This window comes from Paraburkholderia oxyphila NBRC 105797, assembly GCF_000685075.1.
In the GTDB taxonomy this organism is placed as follows: Bacteria; Pseudomonadota; Gammaproteobacteria; order Burkholderiales; family Burkholderiaceae; genus Paraburkholderia; species Paraburkholderia oxyphila.
In genome coordinates this window covers 16,071-35,145 of the sequence record NZ_BAYD01000075.1, presented here as the reverse complement: position 1 = coordinate 35,145, position 19,075 = coordinate 16,071, and the positions used below count along the sequence as shown (strand labels likewise).

14 protein-coding genes are annotated in these 19,075 nt (G+C 65.7%); 12 read left to right on the top strand and 2 right to left on the bottom strand.

Features of this window, described 5'->3' with window-relative positions:
• Positions 1–56: 56 nt before the first annotated feature.
• Positions 57–1,016 (top strand): AraC family transcriptional regulator, encoded by a 960-nt coding sequence (locus BO1_RS61465; protein WP_043287692.1) that lies wholly within the window; start codon positions 57–59, stop codon positions 1,014–1,016.
• Positions 1,017–1,030: 14 nt separating this feature from the next.
• Here BO1_RS61465 and BO1_RS33900 read toward each other — a convergent pair whose 3' ends face one another.
• Positions 1,031–1,804: an SDR family oxidoreductase gene (locus BO1_RS33900; protein ID WP_028221366.1), complete on the bottom strand. Its 774-nt coding sequence runs from the start codon at positions 1,802–1,804 to the stop codon at positions 1,031–1,033.
• Positions 1,805–1,985: 181 nt separating this feature from the next.
• Between BO1_RS33900 and BO1_RS33895 the strand changes: the two genes are divergently transcribed.
• The 8 genes from BO1_RS33895 to BO1_RS33860 all read left to right on the top strand — a co-directional run bounded on the left by BO1_RS33895 (position 1,986) and on the right by BO1_RS33860 (position 15,140).
• Entirely contained in the window at positions 1,986–2,903 is a 918-nt protein-coding gene (locus BO1_RS33895) for a LysR family transcriptional regulator (RefSeq protein WP_028221365.1), read from the top strand.
• A gap of 198 nt (positions 2,904–3,101) precedes the next feature.
• Complete coding sequence (locus BO1_RS33890) at positions 3,102–3,575, top strand: VOC family protein (protein ID WP_028221364.1); 474 nt, start codon at positions 3,102–3,104, stop codon at positions 3,573–3,575.
• Between the two features lie 560 nt (positions 3,576–4,135).
• Positions 4,136–5,488, top strand: a complete 1,353-nt coding sequence (locus tag BO1_RS53845; protein ID WP_084688403.1) for an efflux RND transporter periplasmic adaptor subunit — start codon at positions 4,136–4,138, stop codon at positions 5,486–5,488.
• A gap of 18 nt (positions 5,489–5,506) precedes the next feature.
• A complete protein-coding gene (locus tag BO1_RS33880; RefSeq protein WP_028221363.1) occupies positions 5,507–8,671 on the top strand; it encodes an efflux RND transporter permease subunit in 3,165 nt (1,054 codons plus the stop codon).
• Positions 8,668–11,982 carry an efflux RND transporter permease subunit gene (locus tag BO1_RS33875; RefSeq protein WP_028221362.1) on the top strand — a complete coding sequence of 1,105 codons (3,315 nt, stop codon included), beginning with the start codon at positions 8,668–8,670 and terminating at the stop codon, positions 11,980–11,982. Before BO1_RS33880 ends, BO1_RS33875 begins: the two co-directional genes overlap by 4 nt.
• Positions 11,979–13,619, top strand: a complete 1,641-nt coding sequence (locus tag BO1_RS33870) for an efflux transporter outer membrane subunit (RefSeq protein ID WP_084688401.1) — start codon at positions 11,979–11,981, stop codon at positions 13,617–13,619. The genes BO1_RS33875 and BO1_RS33870 overlap by 4 nt, the downstream gene beginning before the upstream one ends.
• Before the next feature lie 60 nt (positions 13,620–13,679).
• Positions 13,680–13,826 (top strand): hypothetical protein, encoded by a 147-nt coding sequence (locus BO1_RS59670; RefSeq protein WP_156992540.1) that lies wholly within the window; start codon positions 13,680–13,682, stop codon positions 13,824–13,826.
• Between the two features lie 123 nt (positions 13,827–13,949).
• Positions 13,950–15,140, top strand: coding sequence for a BamA/TamA family outer membrane protein (locus BO1_RS33860; RefSeq protein ID WP_028221360.1), 1,191 nt, complete (start codon positions 13,950–13,952; stop codon positions 15,138–15,140).
• A gap of 91 nt (positions 15,141–15,231) precedes the next feature.
• Here BO1_RS33860 and BO1_RS33855 read toward each other — a convergent pair whose 3' ends face one another.
• Complete coding sequence (locus BO1_RS33855) at positions 15,232–15,885, bottom strand: oxygen-insensitive NAD(P)H-dependent nitroreductase NfsB (RefSeq protein ID WP_028221359.1); 654 nt, start codon at positions 15,883–15,885, stop codon at positions 15,232–15,234.
• 218 nt (positions 15,886–16,103) lie between these two features.
• On the opposite strand from BO1_RS33855, the gene BO1_RS33850 reads away from it, so the two are divergent.
• The 3 genes from BO1_RS33850 to BO1_RS33840 all read left to right on the top strand — a co-directional run bounded on the left by BO1_RS33850 (position 16,104) and on the right by BO1_RS33840 (position 18,932).
• Positions 16,104–16,523 carry a secondary thiamine-phosphate synthase enzyme YjbQ gene (locus BO1_RS33850; protein ID WP_028221358.1) on the top strand — a complete coding sequence of 140 codons (420 nt, stop codon included), beginning with the start codon at positions 16,104–16,106 and terminating at the stop codon, positions 16,521–16,523.
• Positions 16,524–16,702: 179 nt separating this feature from the next.
• Positions 16,703–17,416, top strand: coding sequence for a dienelactone hydrolase family protein (locus BO1_RS33845; protein ID WP_028221357.1), 714 nt, complete (start codon positions 16,703–16,705; stop codon positions 17,414–17,416).
• Positions 17,417–17,633: 217 nt separating this feature from the next.
• Complete coding sequence (locus tag BO1_RS33840) at positions 17,634–18,932, top strand: TAXI family TRAP transporter solute-binding subunit (protein ID WP_028221356.1); 1,299 nt, start codon at positions 17,634–17,636, stop codon at positions 18,930–18,932.
• Positions 18,933–19,075 lie beyond the last annotated feature (143 nt).

The window sequence follows — 19,075 nt, the reverse complement described above, 5'->3', positions numbered from 1 at the left end:
GAAGTCGTGCTAGCTTAGTGCCTGTTCACGCCCACCCGAACCGCCCGCACGCTCCCATGCCTGAAGCCGCCCCGCCGCCCCTGACCGACGCCCCGGGTCTCTCCCGCGCCCTCGCCCGCCACTACCCGCGCGGCCTGCACATCGAGCCGCACTCGCATGCCTGGGCTCAGGTCCTTTATGCCGTTTCGGGCGTCATGTGGGTCGAAACGGGCCGCGAAGCGCTCGTCGTGCCGCCGCAGCGCGCGGTCTGGCTGCCGCCCGGTACGCCGCACGCGATCCATATGATGAGCGCCGTCGAGATGCGCAATCTCTATCTCCACGAGCGCGACATCGGCCATCTGAGCAAGCAATGTGAGGTGTTCCAGATCGATGGCTTGCTGCGCGAGCTGATCAAGACCATCGCCGAATGCGAGCATGAACGCGGCGAGGCGTGGCTCACCGCCGCCTCGCACCTCGCGGCGATGGAGCTCGCTCATGCGAGGCGCTCGTCGCTGCGGATTCCGCTGCCGGATGCCACCGGCATAGCGGGCGTAGCGGGCACATCGGGCACATCGGGCACATCGGGCACATCGGGCACATCGGGCACATCGGGCACATCGGGCACATCGGGCACATCAGGCGTATCCGGCACAAGCGGCGCAGCCGGTGCCGCCGACCGGCGCCTCGCCATGCTGTGCCGCGCGGTGATCGACAATCCGTCGAACGAGATCGCCTTCGAGCAGCACGCCGCGCAGGTGGGCGCGAGCGTGCGCACGCTCGCGCGCCTCTTCACGCGCGAGCTGGGCGTGGGCTTTGCGCAATGGCGGCGCCAGGTGCAGCTCGCAATTGCGGTGTCGCGGCTCGCCGAAGGTCAGTCCGTGAGTGCCGTGGCACGCGAGCTCGGCTATCTGCCCAGCAGCTTCAGCGACATGTTCCGGCGCGAACTGGGCGTGCCGCCCAGCGAATACGGCCCCGAGGAAACGCTCGGGCACGCCGTTGGCCATGGCAGCGGCGCCGACACCGTCCCAGCGCACTAGCCACGCAAACGCCCTTATTTCGTGGTGTACCCGCCATTGATGAGGATGGTCTGCCCCGTGATCCACCAGCCGTCGCTCACGAGATGGCGGATGAACGGAACGACATCCTCGATATCGGTCAGTCCCGTCTTCGAGAACTTCGAGAGCGCCGCGGCCGTCTTGTGATAGGCCACCGCGTCCTCGCCTTCGGCGGGATAGAAGAACGGCGTATCCATCGGGCCGGGGCCGACCGCCGTCACCGAAATTCCGCGTTCGCCGAACTCCTTCGCGGCCGCGCGCGTGAAGTGCTCGACGGGCGCCTTGGTGCCCGCATAGGCCGCGTAGAGCGGCGTAAACGCGCCCAGCAGCGAAGTCACGAGCGTGACGATCTTGCCGTTGTCGTTGACGTGCCGGCCCGCTTCACGCAGAAAGAAGAAAGCGGTTTTCGAATTCACGGCGGCCATTTCGTCATACTCGGCCTCGGTGATCTCCGTGAACGGCTTCTTCAACACCTTGCCCACCGTGTTGATCGCGATGTCCGGACGCCCGACCGCCGCAACGGCGTCCGCGAACAGCTTCTCGACCGCGCCCGCGCTCGTGAGATCCGCCTGGAGCGTGAGCGCCTCGGCACCGGCCTGCTTGACCGCAGCGGCTGTTTCCTCGGCGGCGGCTTTCGTGCTGGCGCTGTTGTAATGAATCACGACCGCCTTCGCACCCTGTGCAGCCAGATCCCTGGCGATGAGGCCGCCGAGATTCTTGGCGCCGCCGGCGATCAGCACGGTCTTGCCCTTGATGTCATGGTTCGCCATCTCTACTCTCCGAAACGGGTCGGCTGCCCGGCGCAGCCACCTCTGCGGCACATGATAAAGTTCGACTTATCGTCTATAAAGGCCCTGTTTCTGACCAGATCGGTCAGAAATTTCGACCAATTTCCACCCCCTCGCTGCGCCGCTTCCGCCCCATCGAACGCGCGCCGGCCGGCTGGCAACCATGGACCGCATCGACCTTTTTCGTGTGTTCACCCGCGTCGTCGAATGCGCGAACTTCACGCGTGCCGCACAGACGCTCGGCATGCCCCGATCTTCCGTCTCGGCAGCCATTCAGGAACTGGAGAACCGGGTGGGCACGCGCCTGCTGAACCGCACCACGCGCAAGGTCACGACGACCCAGGACGGCGCGGCCCTCTACGACCGGTGTCTGCGGCTGATCGCCGACATGGAGGAAACCGAGAACCTGTTCCGCGAAGCGAGCTTCACACCCGGCGGCACATTGCGTGTCGACATGCCCGACCGCATAGGACGCCTGATCGTTGCGCCCGCGCTGCCCGACTTCCTCGATGCCTGGCCGCAAATCGACGTCGAGCTCGGCACCACCGATCGCGCGGTCGATCTGGTCGAGGCGCGCATCGATTGCGCGCTGCGCGTTGGCAAGCTCAGCGACTCCGGCCTGATTGCGCGTCCGATTGGCGAGCTCACGCTCATCAACGTCGCGAGCCCCGCGTGGCTCGCGCGGCACGGCGTCCCGCACCGTCCCGACGACCTCGCGAGCCATGCGCCAATCGGCTATGCGTCGCCCTCGAGCGGGCGGCTCGCGCCGTGGGAATGGGTCGATGGCGAGACGATCAGGACACTCGAGACCAACGGCCGCGTGACGGTCAACAACGCCGAGACCTACATCGCCTGTTGCCTCGCGGGACTCGGGCTCATCCAGATCCCGGCCTACGACGTCGAGGCCCATATTCGCGCGGGCGAGCTCGTCGAAGTGCTGCCGCAATATCGCGCCGCACCCATGCCGGTTACGCTGCTCTACCCGCACCGCCAGCATCTGTCCCGCCGCTTTCAGGTATTCGCCGACTGGCTCGTGAATCTCGTGAAACGCGAGTGCTGCACGCATGGCAAGGGCGATTGAGCCGCGTGCATATGCGCATGCCGATATGGCGCCTGCCGCGCGCCCGCTACGCGATTAGTCAATCGGGGTCATACCCGCGGCAGCTAATTTCATAAAAGAGCGGGATTTTTCGTCCTGCAGTGTCTATTTTGTTAGTCTTCGTCCGTCGTTCGAATGGCGCCAAGCGGCTCGCCCGCGAATTTCGACAGGAGATCCCTCATGACGATTCAAAAGATCACGCCTTTTCTCTGGTATTCCACGCAAGCCGAAGAGGCTGCGGCTTTCTACACGAAAATCTTTCCGGATTCGCGCATCGTCCGGGTCACCCCGGTGCCCAGCGCCGGAGCCACCAAGGTCGTCGACTTCGTGCTGTTTGGGCAGCCGTTCTTTGCCATGAGCTCCGGGCAGCCCGAGGCGTTCAACCTCTCGATCTCCCTCATGGTCAATTGCGCCGATCAGGCCGAGCTCGACCGCTATTGGAATGCGCTGCTCGAAGGCGGCGGCGCGCCGCTCGAATGTGGCTGGCTCAAAGACCGCTTCGGTATCGCATGGCAGATCGTGCCCGACGATCTCATGCGCATGATGGCCGACGCCGACCCGGTGAAGGCCGCTCGCGTGGCCAACGCGATGATGTCGATGGTGAAGTTCGATGTGGCCGCACTGAAAGCGGCTTATGCGGGCACGGCGGGCTGAATAGCCGCTGCCTCCTCCTCGCGCGCTCGAGCCGGTGAGCGCCTGAACCGGCGCAACGCCAACCCACGACCGTCGCAACGGCGGTCCGGCGTCAGGGCACGCATGCCCCTTCTTACCCCCTCTGAATGCACGTCCGATATTGCGGCAACGCAGGGATTCGCGTCGGTCGAAAGCAATTTGCAAGGATTGCCAGGTAGCGTGCGCACTGCATGTTGCCGCCGCTTTCCATCGCTTACCGCTATTTCACACAAGCGAGTCATATGTAACGTCGAATGACGAAAGCCGGCCCATGTAACGCGGCTAAATCTTTCAATTACCTGACGTTTCGAAATTAGCGCGCGAGTTGGTTAGACTGCAAGTTTCCGGCATGCGCGGTCCGGCCCTCGAAGCCGGAACGCGTTCAGCAACGGCTGCAAACAACAACCACGAGTATGCGTATGCGAACCGACGACAACCGGCACGGCGCCCTGGCGGCCCCGCCGAAGTGTTCCGCACATAGCCCCCGCACCCGCGCGAGCATGCGCGCTGCATTGATCGTCGGCACCCTCTGAGAGACTGGTATGAGCGACACGCCAAACCACCCCGCTGCCCCGCAAGCCCCCACGCCGCCCAAGGCGCCCGACGCCCCGCCGCCGCGAAAACGGCGCGGCCGCTGGATCCTCGCGCTGATCGTGCTGGCGCTCATCGCGCTCGTGGTCGTGCATGTGCTGCGCGGCAAGAAGCCCGTGCGCGCCGCCGCCCCGCAGGTCGTGACCGTTGCGCCCGCCACGCTCGGTGCGATGCCGGTGACGCTCGACGCGCTCGGCACGGTCACGCCGGTCGCCACCGTCACGGTGCTGCCGCAGCTGAGCGGCTATCTGACCGAAGTGGGCTACCGCGAAGGCCAGGACGTCGTGAAAGGCCAGTTCCTCGCGCAGATCGATCCGCGTCAGTACGAGATCAGCAAGGAGCAGGCCGAGGCGCAGCTCGCCAAGGACCGCGCCTCGCTCGCGCAGGCGCGCGCCGACCTCGAGCGCTACGCACAGCTGCACGCGAAACAGTCGATCGCCGAGCAGACTTATACCGACCAGCAGTTTCTCGTCGCCCAGGACGAGGCGGCCGTGAAGTCCGACATTGCCAACATCAAGCAATTCGAGCTCGACCTCATCTACTGCCGTATCACCGCGCCCGTGTCCGGGCGCGTGGGCCTGCGCCTCGTCGATCCGGGCAACTACGTGACGGCGTCGAGCTCCACCGGCATCGCCGTCATCACGCAGATGAAGCCCACCACGGTGCAGTTCACGGTGCCGCAGAATTCGCTCTCGGACGTGCTGCAGCGTGTCAACGCGGGCGCGCAGTTGCCGATCACGGTCTACAGCAGCGACAACACCAAGGAGCTCGCCACCGGCACGCTCTACGCGATCAGCAACCAGATGGCCACGGCCACCGGCACGGTCACGCTGCGCGCGAGCGTGCCCAACGACGACGAGGCGCTGTTCCCCAACGAGTTCGTGAACGTGAAGCTGCTCGTGGACACGATGGATAACGCCGTGCTCGTGCCCACGCCCGCCGTGCAGAGCGGCGCGCCAGGCGACTATGTGTATCTCGTGAACGCCGACAACACGGTGTCCGTCCACAAGGTCACGCTGGGCCCGAGCGACGGCCAGCACACGGTGATCGTCGCGGGCCTCGCGGCGGGTCAGCGCGTGGTGACCGACGGGCTCGACCGCCTCAACGACGGCGCGAAGATCCAGCCCTCCTCGGGCAACCCTCGTGCAGCCGGCGCGGCCAGCGGCGCCCATGGCGCGAGCGCGGCACGCATGGGCAATGCCTCGCATGCCCACGCAAGACGGCTGCCGAGCGCCTCCGGGGCGAGCGCCGCGGGCGCCGCCGCGCAACCCGCCTCTGAACCCACCGGCGCGCAGGCGTCCTGATCCGCACCCCTTGCGCCGATGAATATCTCGCGTCTCTTCATTCTGCGGCCCGTCGCGACTTCGTTGCTGATGATCGCGATGGTGCTGGTCGGCCTCGTGGCGATGAAGTTCCTGCCGGTGTCGTCGCTGCCCTCGGTCGACTATCCGACCATTCAGGTGCAGACCTTCTACCCCGGGGCGAGCCCGAACGTCATGGCCACCACGGTCACGGCGCCGCTCGAAGTGCAATTGGGCGAAATACCGGGCCTGCAGCAGATGGTCTCGTACAGCTCCGAGGGCGCCTCGGTCATCACGCTGCAGTTCGACCTCTCGCTGAACCTCGACGTGGCCGAGCAGAACGTGCAGCAGGCCATCAACGCGGCCAACAGCTACCTGCCGAGCGGCCTGCCCGCGCCGCCCACCTACGCGAAGGTCAATCCCGCCGACCAGCCGATTCTCACGCTCGCGGTGACCTCGAAGTCGATGTCGCTCACGCAGTTGCAGGACGCGGCCAACAACCGGCTCGCCACCAAGATCTCCGAAGTGCCGGGCGTGGGCCTCGTGAGCACCGCGGGCGGCAACGTGCCCGCCGTGCGCGTGGAAGCCGACCCGCAAAAGCTCGCCGCCTACGGCCTGAATCTCGACGACCTGCGCACGCTGCTCGCCAACGTGAACATCAGCGCGCCGAAGGGCAACTTCGACGGCCCCGAGCTCGACTACACGATCAACTCCAACGACCAGATCTCGGACCCGAAGGACTACGAAGACACGGTTATCGCCTACCAGAACGGCGCACCCGTGTTCATGCGCGACGTCGCGCGCGTGTCCACGGCGGCCCAGGATGTCGAGCGTGGCGCGTGGTACAACAAAGCGCCCGCCATCGTGCTGAACGTGCAGCGCCAGCCGGGCGCGAACGTGATCGCCACGGTCAACCAGATCATGCGCCAGCTGCCGCAGCTCGAAGCCACGCTGCCCGCCGGCATGCAAGTCACGGTGGTCTCCAACAGCGTGGGCGTGATCCAGTCCTCGGTCAACGACGCGGCCTTCGAGCTCGTGCTCGCGGTGGCGCTGGTGGTGGCCGTGATCTTCGTGTTCCTGCGCAATCTGCCCGCCACGATCATTCCGAGCATCTCGGTGCCGGTCTCGTTGATCGGCACGCTCGCGCTCATGTACGAGCTCGGCTACTCGATCGACAATCTCTCGCTGATGGCGCTCATCATCGCGACGGGCTTCGTGGTGGACGACTCGATCGTGATGATCGAGAACATCGTGCGCTATCTGGAGGAAGGCGACAAACCCTTGCAGGCGGCACTCAAGGGCGCGGGGCAGATCGGCTTCACCATCCTTTCTCTGACGGTCTCGCTGATTGCCGTGCTGATTCCGCTGCTCTTCATGGGCGGCGTGATCGGGCGGCTCTTCAGCGAATTCGCGGTCACGCTCGCGGTCACCATCGTGCTCTCCGCGGTGGTCTCGCTTACCGTCGTGCCGATGATGTGCGCGCGCATCCTGCGCGCCCAGGCCGAGCGGCATCCGAGCCGCTTCGAGCGCATCAGCGAGGGGCTCTTCAACAAGACGCTCAACGCCTACGAGCGCGGCCTGCGCTGGGTGCTCGACCACCAGACGCTCACGCTCGTCGTGGCGGTGGTGACTGTGGCGCTCACGGGATTCCTTTACGTGGTGATACCCAAGGGCCTCTTCCCCGTGCAGGACGTGGGCGTGATCCAGGGTATCAGCGTGGCCGACAACTCGGTCTCGTATGAGGCGATGGTGCGGCGCCAGTCGGCGCTCGCCGAGGAAATTCTCAAGGATCCCGATGTGGTTTCGCTCACCTCGTACGTGGGCATCGACGGCATCAACAACACGCTCAACAACGGGCGCTTCCTCATCAACCTGAAGCCACACGACGACCGCTCCGAAACCGCCGGGGAGATCGCGCGGCGCATCCAGCAGTCGGTGGCGAAGGTGCCGGGCATCCGCCTCTACCTGCAGCCCGAGCAGGACCTCACGCTCGACACCACGGTCTCGCGCAACCAGTACAACTTCGTGCTGCGCGGCCCGAGCCAGGACGCGTTCGAGCAATACGTGCCCGCGCTCGTCGCGCGCATGAAGCAGATTCGCTCGATTGCCGACGTCACGAGCGACCTGAACACCGACGGCCTTTCCGTGAACGTGGAGGTGAACCGCCAGCTCGCGGCGCGCTACGGCATCACGGCGGCGACCATCGACAACGCGCTCTACGACGCGCTCGGCCAGCGCATCGTCTCGACCATCTTCGAGCAGTCGGACCAGTACCGCGTGATTCTCGTGGCCAAGCCCGAGTCGCTGCCCACGGTCGATTCGATCGGCGAGATCTATCTGCCGAGCCAGACCGCGGAGTCAGGCCAGGTGCCGCTCAAGGGCATCGCGACCATCACCATCACGCGCTCGCCGCTGATGATCAGCCACCTCGCGCAGTTCCCCTCGGTGACGATCTCGTTCAATCTCGCCGATGGCGCGTCGCTCTCCGCCGCCGTGACCGACATTCGCAAGGCCGAGGCCGCCGTGAAGCTGCCGCCTTCGATCACCTCGTCGTTCCAGGGCGCGGCGCAGGCGTTCGAGGACTCGCTCTCGAGCGAGGTCTATCTCCTGATTGCGGCCATCGTGGCCGTGTATATCGTGCTGGGCGTGCTTTACGAGAGCTATATCCATCCGGTGACGATTCTCTCGACGCTGCCTTCGGCCGGCATCGGCGCCCTGCTCGCGCTGATGATGGCGGGCAAGGACCTCGACGTGATCGGCATCATCGGCATCGTGCTCCTGATCGGCATTGTGAAAAAGAACGCCATCATGATGGTGGACTTCGCGCTCGAAGCCGAACGCGTGCACGGCAAGCCGCCGCGCGAGGCGATCTTCGAGGCTTCGCTGCTGCGCTTCAGGCCGATTCTCATGACCACGCTCGCCGCCATGCTCGGCGCGCTGCCCATGCTGCTCGGCACCGGCACGGGCTCGGAGCTGCGCCGCCCGCTCGGCCTCGCGATCATCGGCGGCCTCACGGTGTCGCAACTGCTCACGCTCTTCACGACGCCGGTGATCTATCTGTTCTTCGACCGGCTCGCCGAACGCTTCGGCCGCAAGCGCAATCGTGATCAAGCCAGCGGCACCGATGGCGATGCGGGTCCCGGTCCTGGCGCCAGCGCACCGCCCGCGCCCGAGGGCACGCCGTGAACCTCTCGGCGCTCTTCATCCGGCGGCCGGTCGCGACCTCGCTGCTCGCGATCGCGATCCTGCTTGCCGGCACGCTGGCCTTTTTCCGGCTGCCGGTGGCGCCGCTGCCCAATATCGCCTATCCGGTGATCGTGGTGCAGGCGAACATGGCGGGCGCGAGCCCCGAGACGATGGCCTCCACGGTGGCCGAGCCGCTCGAGCGGCGTCTGGGCACCATCGCCGACGTGAGCCAGCTCACCTCGATCAACAATGTGGGGTCCTCACTGATCGTGGTGGTGTTCGGCCTGAATCGCGACATCAACGGCGCGGCGCGCGACGTGGAAGCGGCCATCCAGGCCGCCCGCGCCGACCTGCCCACCACGCTGCGCAGCAACCCCACCTACCGGCAGTACAACCCCGCGAGCGCGCCGATCATGGTGCTCGCACTCACCTCCGAGACGCTCACCAAGGCGCAGCTCTACGACTCCGCCGATTCCGTGATCATGCAGCAGCTCTCGCAGGTGGACGGCGTGGGGCAGATCACGCTGGGCGGCGGCGCGCTGCCCTCGGTGCGCGTGGAGCTGGAGCCCAGCAAGCTCAATAGCTACGGCATCGGGCTCGAAGACGTGCGCGCCGCCATTGGCGCGGCCAACGCGGACAGCGCGAAAGGCCACATCGACCAGGGCGCCCAGCGCTTCGTGGTGACCTCGAACGACCAGATCAGCAACGCCGCGCCGTACCGCGACGTGATCATCGCCTACCGCAACGACGCGCCCGTGTACCTGCGCGACGTGGGCACGGTCAACGACTCGAACGAAAACATCCGCAACGCCGGCCTCTTCAACGGCGAGTCGGCGGTGCTCGTGATCGTCTATCCGATGCCGGGCAGCAACGTCGTGAAGACCGTGCAGCAGATCCAGGCGCGCCTGCCCTCGATCGAGGCGGCGCTGCCCGGCACGATCAAGGTGCACGTGGCGATCGACCGCTCGGAGTCGGTACGCGCATCGGTGGCCGACACCGAGCGCACGCTCTTTATCGCCGTGCTGCTCGTGATCGGCGTGGTGTTCGTGTTCCTGCTCTCGCCGCGTGCCACGCTCATTCCCGCCGTGGCGCTGCCGCTGTCCATCGTGGGCACGTTCGGGCCGATGTACCTGCTCGGCTACAGCATCGACTCGCTCTCGCTGATGGCGCTCACCATCGGCACCGGCTTCGTCGTGGACGACGCCGTGGTGGTGCTCGAAAACATCGTGCGCCATATCGAGGCCGGGCTCGACCCGAAGGAGGCCGCGTTGCGCGGCGCGGGCGAAGTGGGCTTCACGGTGCTTTCGATGAGCCTCTCGCTGATTGCCGTGTTCCTGCCGATCCTGCTGATGCCGGGCATCGTCGGCCTGCTGTTTCACGAGTTCGCGATGACGCTCTCGATCGCGATCGTCATCTCGCTCGTGGTCTCGCTCACGGTCACGCCCACCATGTGCGCCTATGTGCTCGCGCGCCAGCGCAAGGAGCGCGAGCCTTCGCGCGTGGGCCAGTGGATCAATGCGCAGTTCGACCACTTCAAGCAGTTTTATTCGCGTACGCTCGATGTCGCGCTCAATCATGCGCGCCTCACGATCTTCATTTTGTTCGCGCTGCTGATCGGCAATGTGTTTCTCGCGCGCCTGCTCTCCGGCACCTTCTTTCCCGAGCAGGACACGGGCATTCTGATCGGGCAGATCATCGCCGATCAGAGCATCTCGTTCACGGCGATGGAGCAGAAGCTCGCGCAGTTGCAGGGCATCGTGCAGAAGGACCCCGCGGTGGCCTCGGTCGCGGGCTTCACGGGTGGGCGCGCACTGAACTCGGCCACCGTCTTTATCCAGCTCAAGCCACTCGCGCAGCGCAAGCTTTCCGCCACCGAAGTCGTGAACCGTCTGCGGCCCAAGCTCAACGCGGTCTCGGGCGCGCGCCTGTTCCTGCAGGCTCAGCAGGACTTGCAGATCGGCGGACGGCAGTCGGCGGCCGAATACCAGTACACGCTCACGAGCGACGACGCCGATGCGCTCTTCAAATGGGTGCCCAAGCTCATCACGGAGCTCAACAAGTATCACACCACGCTCACCGACGTGAACTCGGACCTGCAGCAAAACGGCCTGCAGTCTTATGTCACCATGAACCGCGCGACGGCCAAGCGCTACGGCTTCGACCCGAACCAGATCGACAGCGTGCTCTACGACGCGTTTGGCCAGCGCACCGTCTCGACCATCTACAACCCCATCAACCAGTATTTCGTGGTGATGGAGGTGGCCCCGCAATACTGGCAATATCCGCAGTCGTTCAACCGCATCTATCTGAGCACGGCGGCCGGCAACGCGAGCGGCGCCGCTTCCACGCAGATGTCGGGCAGCACGATTTCGGGCGTCACACCCTTTAGCGCGATCACGGCCACCAGCACCACGGCCAGCAACACCAATGCGAACAACGCGAACGCCGTGGCCAACCAGCAGAACAACTCGATCGCCAACAGCAAGGGCGGCAGCTCGAGCGGCAGCGCGGACAGCACCGCCGCCGAGACCATGGTGCCCGTGACCGCGCTGATGAACTGGACCACGAGCCACACGGCCACCCAGGTCAATCACCAGAGCGGCCAGGTGGCCGGCACGATCTCGTTCAATCTGCCTCAGGGCGGCTCGCTCTCCGAGGCCGGCAAGATCATCGAGCAGGCGCAGCGCGACATCGGCATGCCGGCCTCGATCCACGGTGAGTTCGCGGGCGCGGCGCAGGCCTATGCGCAGTCGATGGGCACGGTGCCGCTGCTGATTCTCGCAGCGCTCGCCGTCGTCTATATCGTGCTGGGCGTGCTTTACGAAAACACCATCCACCCGCTCACGATTCTTTCCACGCTGCCTTCGGCCGGCATCGGCGCCATTCTGGCCATGCTGATCTTTGGTACGCCGTTCTCGGTGATCGCGATGATCGGCATCATCCTGCTGATCGGTATCGTGAAGAAGAACGGCATCATGATGGTGGACGTCGCCATCCAGCTGCAACGCAACGAAGGCAAGAACGCGCGTGACGCGATTCACGAGGCCGCCGTGGTGCGGCTGCGGCCGATCATGATGACGACCTTCGCCGCCGTGCTGGGCGCCGTGCCGCTCGCCGTGGGCATCGGCCAGGGCGCCTCGCTGCGCCAGCCGCTCGGTGTGACCGTGATGGGCGGCCTGCTGCTCTCGCAGCTCTTCACCCTGTACACCACACCCGTGATTTATCTGTTCCTCGACCGCCTGCGCGCACGACTCGCACGCTGGGCAACACGCCTGCCCTGGAACCGCCAGGCCGATGAGAGCGCACCATGAAGACGATTCACCGCCCGGGGCGGCGCAATGCCTCGCTTGACCATCCGCGCAAATCCGCGCCAGCCGTGCCCTCCCTGCGAGCGGCCGGCCGATTGCTGCCGCTCGCGTTCGCGGCATCCCTCACGTTGCTCGCGAGCGGCTGCATGGTGGGCCCCGACTACCATCGCCCGCAGGTGGCAGTGCCCACGCAATGGAAGGAGTTGCCCGGCTGGACCCAGGCCGAGCCCGCCGCCGCCGAAAGCCCGAAGGGCGACTGGTGGACGGCCTTCCAGGACCCGCTGCTCGACGAACTCGAGCCGCTCGTGCCCGTGTCGAACCAGACCGTGCGGCAGAGCTATGCGAATTACCAGGAGGCGCTGGCCGAGGTCCGCGTCGCGCGCGCGAGCCTCTTCCCCACACTGGGTGTGACCGGCTCCGCCACGCGCGAACGCTCGTCCACCTCCTCGGTGAGCGGCTTCAGCGGCAGTAGTGCGGTCGTCGTGAATTCGGGCTCGCTCGAGGCGAACGTAAGCTGGGAACCGGACTTCTGGGGCAAGGTGCGCCGCCAGGTCGAGGAGCAATCGGCCACCGCGCAGGCGAGCGAAGCGACGCTCGCCAATGCTCAGCTATCCGAACAGATTGCGCTCGCCAACGCCGTGATCGACTTGCGCGTGACCGACGCCGATATCGACCTGCTCACGCAAACGGTGGATGCCTACAAGGCTTCGCTGCGCGTGGTGGGCAACCAGGACAGCGCGGGCACGGTGCCGCCCTCCGACCTCATCACGGCGCGCACGCAACTGGAGAACGCGCAGGCCAGCCTGATCGCGCTGGGTGTCTCGCGGGCGCAATACGAGCATGCGATCGCGGTGCTGGTGGGCCGCAATCCCGAGGACATGACGATCCCGCACAACGCCAGGCTCCCGGTCCTGCCGGTGATTCCCGCGGGCGTGCCCTCCACGCTGCTGCAGCGGCGCCCCGACATCGCCACCGCAGAGCGCCAGATGGCCTCGGCGAATGCGGCCATCGGCGTGGCCGTGGCCGCGTACTACCCGGACATCTCGCTCTCCGCGCTCGACGGCTTCACGCAGGCGCCGCTTTCGGGCCTGCTGCACATCAGCAACTACGTATGGTCGCTCGGGGCGAGCGCGACGGAGACGATCTTCGACGGCGGCGCGCGGAGCGGCGACGTAGCGGCAGCACGCGCGAGCTACGACGCAGCGGTGGCGAACTATCGCGGCACCGTGCTCACGGCATTCCAGAACGTCGAGAACGATCTCGCGGGCCTGCGCTTTCTCGCGCAGCAAAACGAGCGGCTGGACGCCGCGGTGCGCGACTCGATCCGCGGCACGCAGATCACGCTGAACGAGTATGAGGCGGGCACGGTCGATTACACGACCGTGGTCACGGCGCAAGCCACGCAATTGAGCACGCAGCAAAGCGCGCTCAGCGTGCAGCAACAGCGGCTGCTCGACTCGGCGGCGCTGATCGGCGATCTGGGCGGCGGCTGGACGGGTGTGCTGCACGACCCGCACCATCCCGATCGCGCCGATGCAAACACGGTGGCGAGTCAAAGCCCAGGCGCGAACGCAGCCGCCGCGCCGAACGCCACCAACGACACGACAAGTCACCCGCAAACCTCAGCGCCGAGTCCCTGACGGCAAGCGTCCGGGCGCAAGGCCCTCGCGCACGACCGGTGTCCGCGCAACGGCGCGGCGGTGGGCGCAACCGCCGGCGTGGTCGCGGGCGGCGTGCGTGCGCGCCGTGAGCACGCGGCCGAAGCGCAGGCCCAGCAGCAAGCGCAAGGCGCCGAGCTCTCCACGTACTGGCGCGCGTTCGGCGCATGCATGCAAAGCAAAAGCTAAACTGGCCAGTAAGCAAACGGCCCGTGCGCCGCGAGGCGCGCGGCGCTCATCCAGTCGCGTAGTGCAGCTCTTCGCAGCGGGCGTCGCCAACCCACCGGCAAGCCACTGGAGATCGTCGCAACGATGACACGCAAACGGCCCGCGAAGCCCGCCCTCCTCGCGCCAGCTCTCGCACTCGCTCTCGTGGCGCACGCCGCGCACGGTGCAGACGATGCTTCGTGGCTCGCCAAGTATCGCGACCCGCAGGACGGCAGCTTCGACATGAGCGACGCGTTGCTCAATCACAAGGGCGTGTTACCGGTGCCGGACATCATCACCGAACCGGCCGTAGGCTACGGACTCGGGCTCGCCCTGCTCTATTTCAAGGCACCCGGGCGCGCACAGGCCGATCCAGCCGACGGCGCCAGCGACGCCGCCGCGCAGGACACCGCCAACGACGGCGCCCCGAGGATGGCACCGCCCAACATCACGGGCCTGGGCGGCTTCATGACCGGCACGCATAGCTGGGGCGTGGGCTTCCTGCACTTCCACACATGGGACGACGACCGCATCCGCTACCTGGGCGCCGTCGGCAAGGTCAATCTGCACCTGAACTACTACGGACCGCTGGGCAATGCGAACGCCTATCAGCTGAGCGGCGTGGCCGTGGTCCAGCAGGTGTTATTCAGGATTGCAAATAGTCCATGGTACGTTGGCCCACGCTATACGTTCTTCGATTCCGCGACCCGCTTCGGCCCCGTGCTGCCGAACAGCATCCAGAACTTCGAACGCGATGTGCGCGTGGGCAAGGGCGGCATCGTGGTGGACTACGACACGCGCGACAACATGTTCTACGCAAGCCGCGGCACCTACGCGGAGTTCGAGGCCGACTTCGCGCGCGGCGGCTTCGGCAGCTCGAACGCGTTCGACATGCAGACCCTCAAGGCCTATCACTGGATTCCGCTCGCGCCGCGCTGGGTGCTCGGCCTGCGCATGGACACCGGGTTTTCGCAGGGCGATATTCCGTTTTTTGCGCAGCCCTATGTGAGCCTGCGCGGTGTCTCCGACGCAAAATACCAGGACCGCAACCAGCTCACTGGCGAAGTCGAGCTACGCTGGAACGTCACGCCACGCTGGGCGCTGCTGGGCTTCGGCGGAGCCGGCAAAGCCTATGGCAACCTGCATTCGTTCAGCGACGCACCCACGGCCTTTGGCTTCGGAACCGGCTTTCGCTATCTGATCGCACGCAAGCTCGGCCTTTCGATGGGCATCGACGTTGCGCACGGGCCGGGGCAGAACGCGTTCTATATTCAGGTGGGCAGCGCGTGGCGATGAGTGCGCGCCTGTGCGGCGCCGCTACGCCACGCGACACCATGCGATGCCACGCGCGCCGAACCCTGCGGCCCCGCGCGCGCAGCGCCGGCGCTTACGCCAGCTCGCTAAAGACGGCCGCCGTGGACAGGCGCGACTTCGGCAGCTTCGCGTTGAAATCGTCGCCGCTGCGGTAACCGAGTCCGATCACGACCAGCGAAGTGAGGCCCTTCGCGGCGAGCCCCAGTTCTTCATCGAGCGCCTTCGAGTCGAAGCCTTCCATCGGACAGGCGTCGATCTCGAGCGTCGATGCGCCAATCAGCAGCGTGCCGAGCGCGAGGTATGCCTGCTTCTCCATCCATGCGGGCAGATCGGCGCGCTCGCGGTGCAGGTTCACGTAGAAGGCGCGCGTGTTCTGCTGTCCCACCTTGGCCTCGGCATTCGCGAAGCGGCCATCGGCCTCTTCCTGCGCGAGCACGGCGTTCAGATGGGCTTCGTCCATATCGGTGCGTACGCACAGAACGAGGACGTGCGAGGCGCGCATCACCTTCGGCTCGTTGTAGGTGTAGCCAGGCTGCATGGACTTCGCAACGCGCGCGCGGGCGGCATCGCTCCCGGCCACCACGAAGTGCCAGGGCTGCGAGTTCACCGAAGAAGGGCTGAAGCGGATCAGCTCCTTCAGTTCGTCGATCACAGCGGCGGGAATCTTGCGTGCGGAATCGAAAGCTTTGGTGGCGTGGCGGGCTTTTGCGAAGCGGGTAAGGTTCAACGGCATACTCCAGTGTCGGCCGCCACAGCGGCGGCAAGGCCGGTATCCTACCAGCATGTGCAGCGTACCGTGCGGACGCGAATTATCCCGAAATCCGCTTCAACTGTGCACTTGCACAGTTGAAGCGGACAGCGCCGCGCCCGTCCGCCCTGCTTCGCGCCTCACCCGCTTTGCCGCTTTCAGGCCGGCAAGCCACATCGACACCGGAGGACCCCACCATGCGCCAGGCCATTCATCATCTGCACGTTCATGCGCGCTCGCGCGGACTGGTCGAGTTCACCCTGCAAGTGCGCGCATTCGTGCGCGAAACCGGCATCGGCACCGGGCTCTTGACGCTGTTCTGCCGCCACACCTCGGCATCGCTCTTGATCCAGGAGAACGCCGATCCCTCGGTGCGCCGCGACCTCGAGCGCTATTTCGACGCACTCGCGCCCGAAGACCCGCAGCGCTACGAGCACGACACCGAAGGCCCCGACGACATGCCCGCGCATCTGCGCACCGCGCTCACGCACACGCAGCTTTCGATTCCCGTCGAGCGCGGCGAGCCGGTGCTGGGCACCTGGCAGGGCATCTATCTGTTCGAGCACCGTCGGCACGCGCAGGCGCGCGAGATCGTCCTGCATCTGATCGGCGAGTGAGCCGGGGCGCAGCTCGCTGCTCACCCGGCGCAACGCAAGCATTGCGTCACGGGCCGGCGAGCAAAGCGCTCGCGCAGGCGCTATGCTACGGGCTGCACGTTTCGCGGCAGCCCGCACCCATCCGCACCAATTTGCACCAGCGCGCTGCAACCGATCAACCGCAACATCGAGGCACACCCATGAAAGACTTCTCCGGCTCCATGATCAGCTTCAACCGCCCCGACGGCAAAACGCTCGAGGGCTATCTCGCCAGGCCCGCCAAGACCGAAGGCGCACCCGCCATCGTCGTGATCCAGGAATGGTGGGGCTTGAACGACCAAATCCGTGGCGTGGCCGAGCGCCTCGCGCAAGCGGGCTACTACGCGCTCGTGCCCGATCTCTACCGCGGCAAGAGCACCGTCGAAGAAGAAGAGGCGAATCACTTGATGACGGGCCTCGACTTCGCCGATGCCGCCTCGCAGGACATCCGCGGCGCCGTCGACTACCTGAAGACGCTGACCGACCGCGTCGGCGTGACGGGCTACTGCATGGGCGGCGCGCTCACGCTGCTCGCCGCGAACATGATCCCCGGTCTCGCGGGCGCCGTGGTGTGGTACGGCTTCCCGCCGCTCGAATACCTCGACGCGAGCAAGATCACCGCGCCGGTGCTCGGCCATTGGGGCACGCAGGACGCCTTCTTCAAGAGCGAGACCGTCGACGAGCTCGAAAAGAAACTGCGTGACGGCGGCGTGAACGTCGAATTTCACCGCTACCTCGCCTACCACAGTTTCGCGAACGAAACGGCCGTGGGCCCGGGCCGCATCTCGCACACGCAGTTCGATCCGGTCTGGTCGGAGCGCGCGTGGGACCGCACGCTCACGTTCTGGGGCCGCACGCTGTGGGCGCAGCGCTAAGCGCAGCCGCCTCGTACACCCGGCCTTCGTGCTGAGATGACACACGGCGCACGCCTTCACGGCGTGCGCCGCCAAGCCGCTCTATCCGCGGGTATCGCAAGCCTGTCCACGAGATGAGGATCATGGCGCGCCGCGATCCTCCGTTTGGCAAAACCTGGACAAGTGGCTAACGATGCCCAAACACAAACCCGCATTGCAGCGCAGCCAGAAAGCGCCCATGACCCGGGCGAGGCGGCGCTTTCTGATCGTCGCCGCAATCATTCTGTTAGCTTCGTTTGCCTGGGTGGCAGCGATCGTGGTCGCACCCGCGTTCCAGCGCACCATCGTCATGACCAGCGGCGCGGACAACGGGATCTATCGCGGCTTTGCGGATCGCTACGCGCCCGTCCTGAAGCGCGCGGGCATCAAGCTTGTGATCCGCAGTTCTTCCGGTTCGATAGAGAATTACGAGCGGCTGAGGGACCCCAACAGCGCCTACCAGGTCGGGTTCATCCAGTCGGGCACCACCAGTCCAAAAGAAACCGACAATCTGCGCACGATTGCCGCCGTGTCGTACGAACCGATCTGGGTGTTCTATCGCGGCGACACCACGGTCGACCGCCTCTCGCAACTGCGCGGCAAGAAGATTTCGACAGGCGTGCCCGGCAGCGGCCTGCTCAACGTTGCACAGGTCTTGCTCGGCTATAGCGACGTCACGAGCCAGAACTCCACACTGCTGCAAATGGATGCCCCCGCGGCTTATCAGGCGCTCGAGAGCGGCCGGATCGACGCGGCCTTCTTCATTGGCCGGCCCGACGCCGAGATGCAGAAGACCCTGCTGAACAGCAATCTGAAGCTCATGAGTTTCTCGCAGGCCGATGCGCTGGTTCAGAAATACCCGGCGCTTTCAAAAATTGTTTTGCCGCGCGGCGCCACGAATGTCGCTGAAGACCTGCCACGCGCCGATGTCACGCTGCTCGCGGCAACGGCACTGCTCGTAGCGAAAGACACCTTGCATCCGGCGCTCATCTATTTGCTGCTCGACGCGGCCCACGCCGTCCACAGCGGCGAAGATTACTTCACACCACACGGCACGTTCCCGAACCTGAACACGGAAGAATTCCCGATCTCCGACGAAAGCGTGCGCTACTTCAAATCCGGCCAGCCGTTCCTGTACCGCAATTTGCCGTTCTGGCTCGCGAGCCTGATTGAACGACGGCTGCTGATCCTCGTGCCATTCGCGGCGCTCCTGTTCGGCTTGCTTCAGGCCTTGCCGCGCATGCTCGAAGCGCGGATGAAAAAGCGGCTCGTGGTCTGGTATCGCGAGATCAAGGCGCTGGAAGACGAAGTGTGGAACAGCCGCGAGCCGACCCGCGCACAGATTGCGCAATGGAGCGAAGAGATCGAAAACATCGACGCCAACGCGAGCCGGATACGGATTCCCTATCGTTACTTTCAGGACGTCTATGCCCTCAAGCAGGCAATTGGCGTCGTGCGGGACCGGATCGCGCATGCCGCGAATCGGGCGCAGGGATAGAGAGACGTCGGCACGCGCGCGATCTTTTCATCCGTGTTGCGGCCATATCGTGGACTTTTACTTCGCTATCCCTGGCAAATTCATGCTAGTCACCCGCTGCTCACCCGCTGATCATCGATAGCGACGCCTGGCACGGCCGAGGC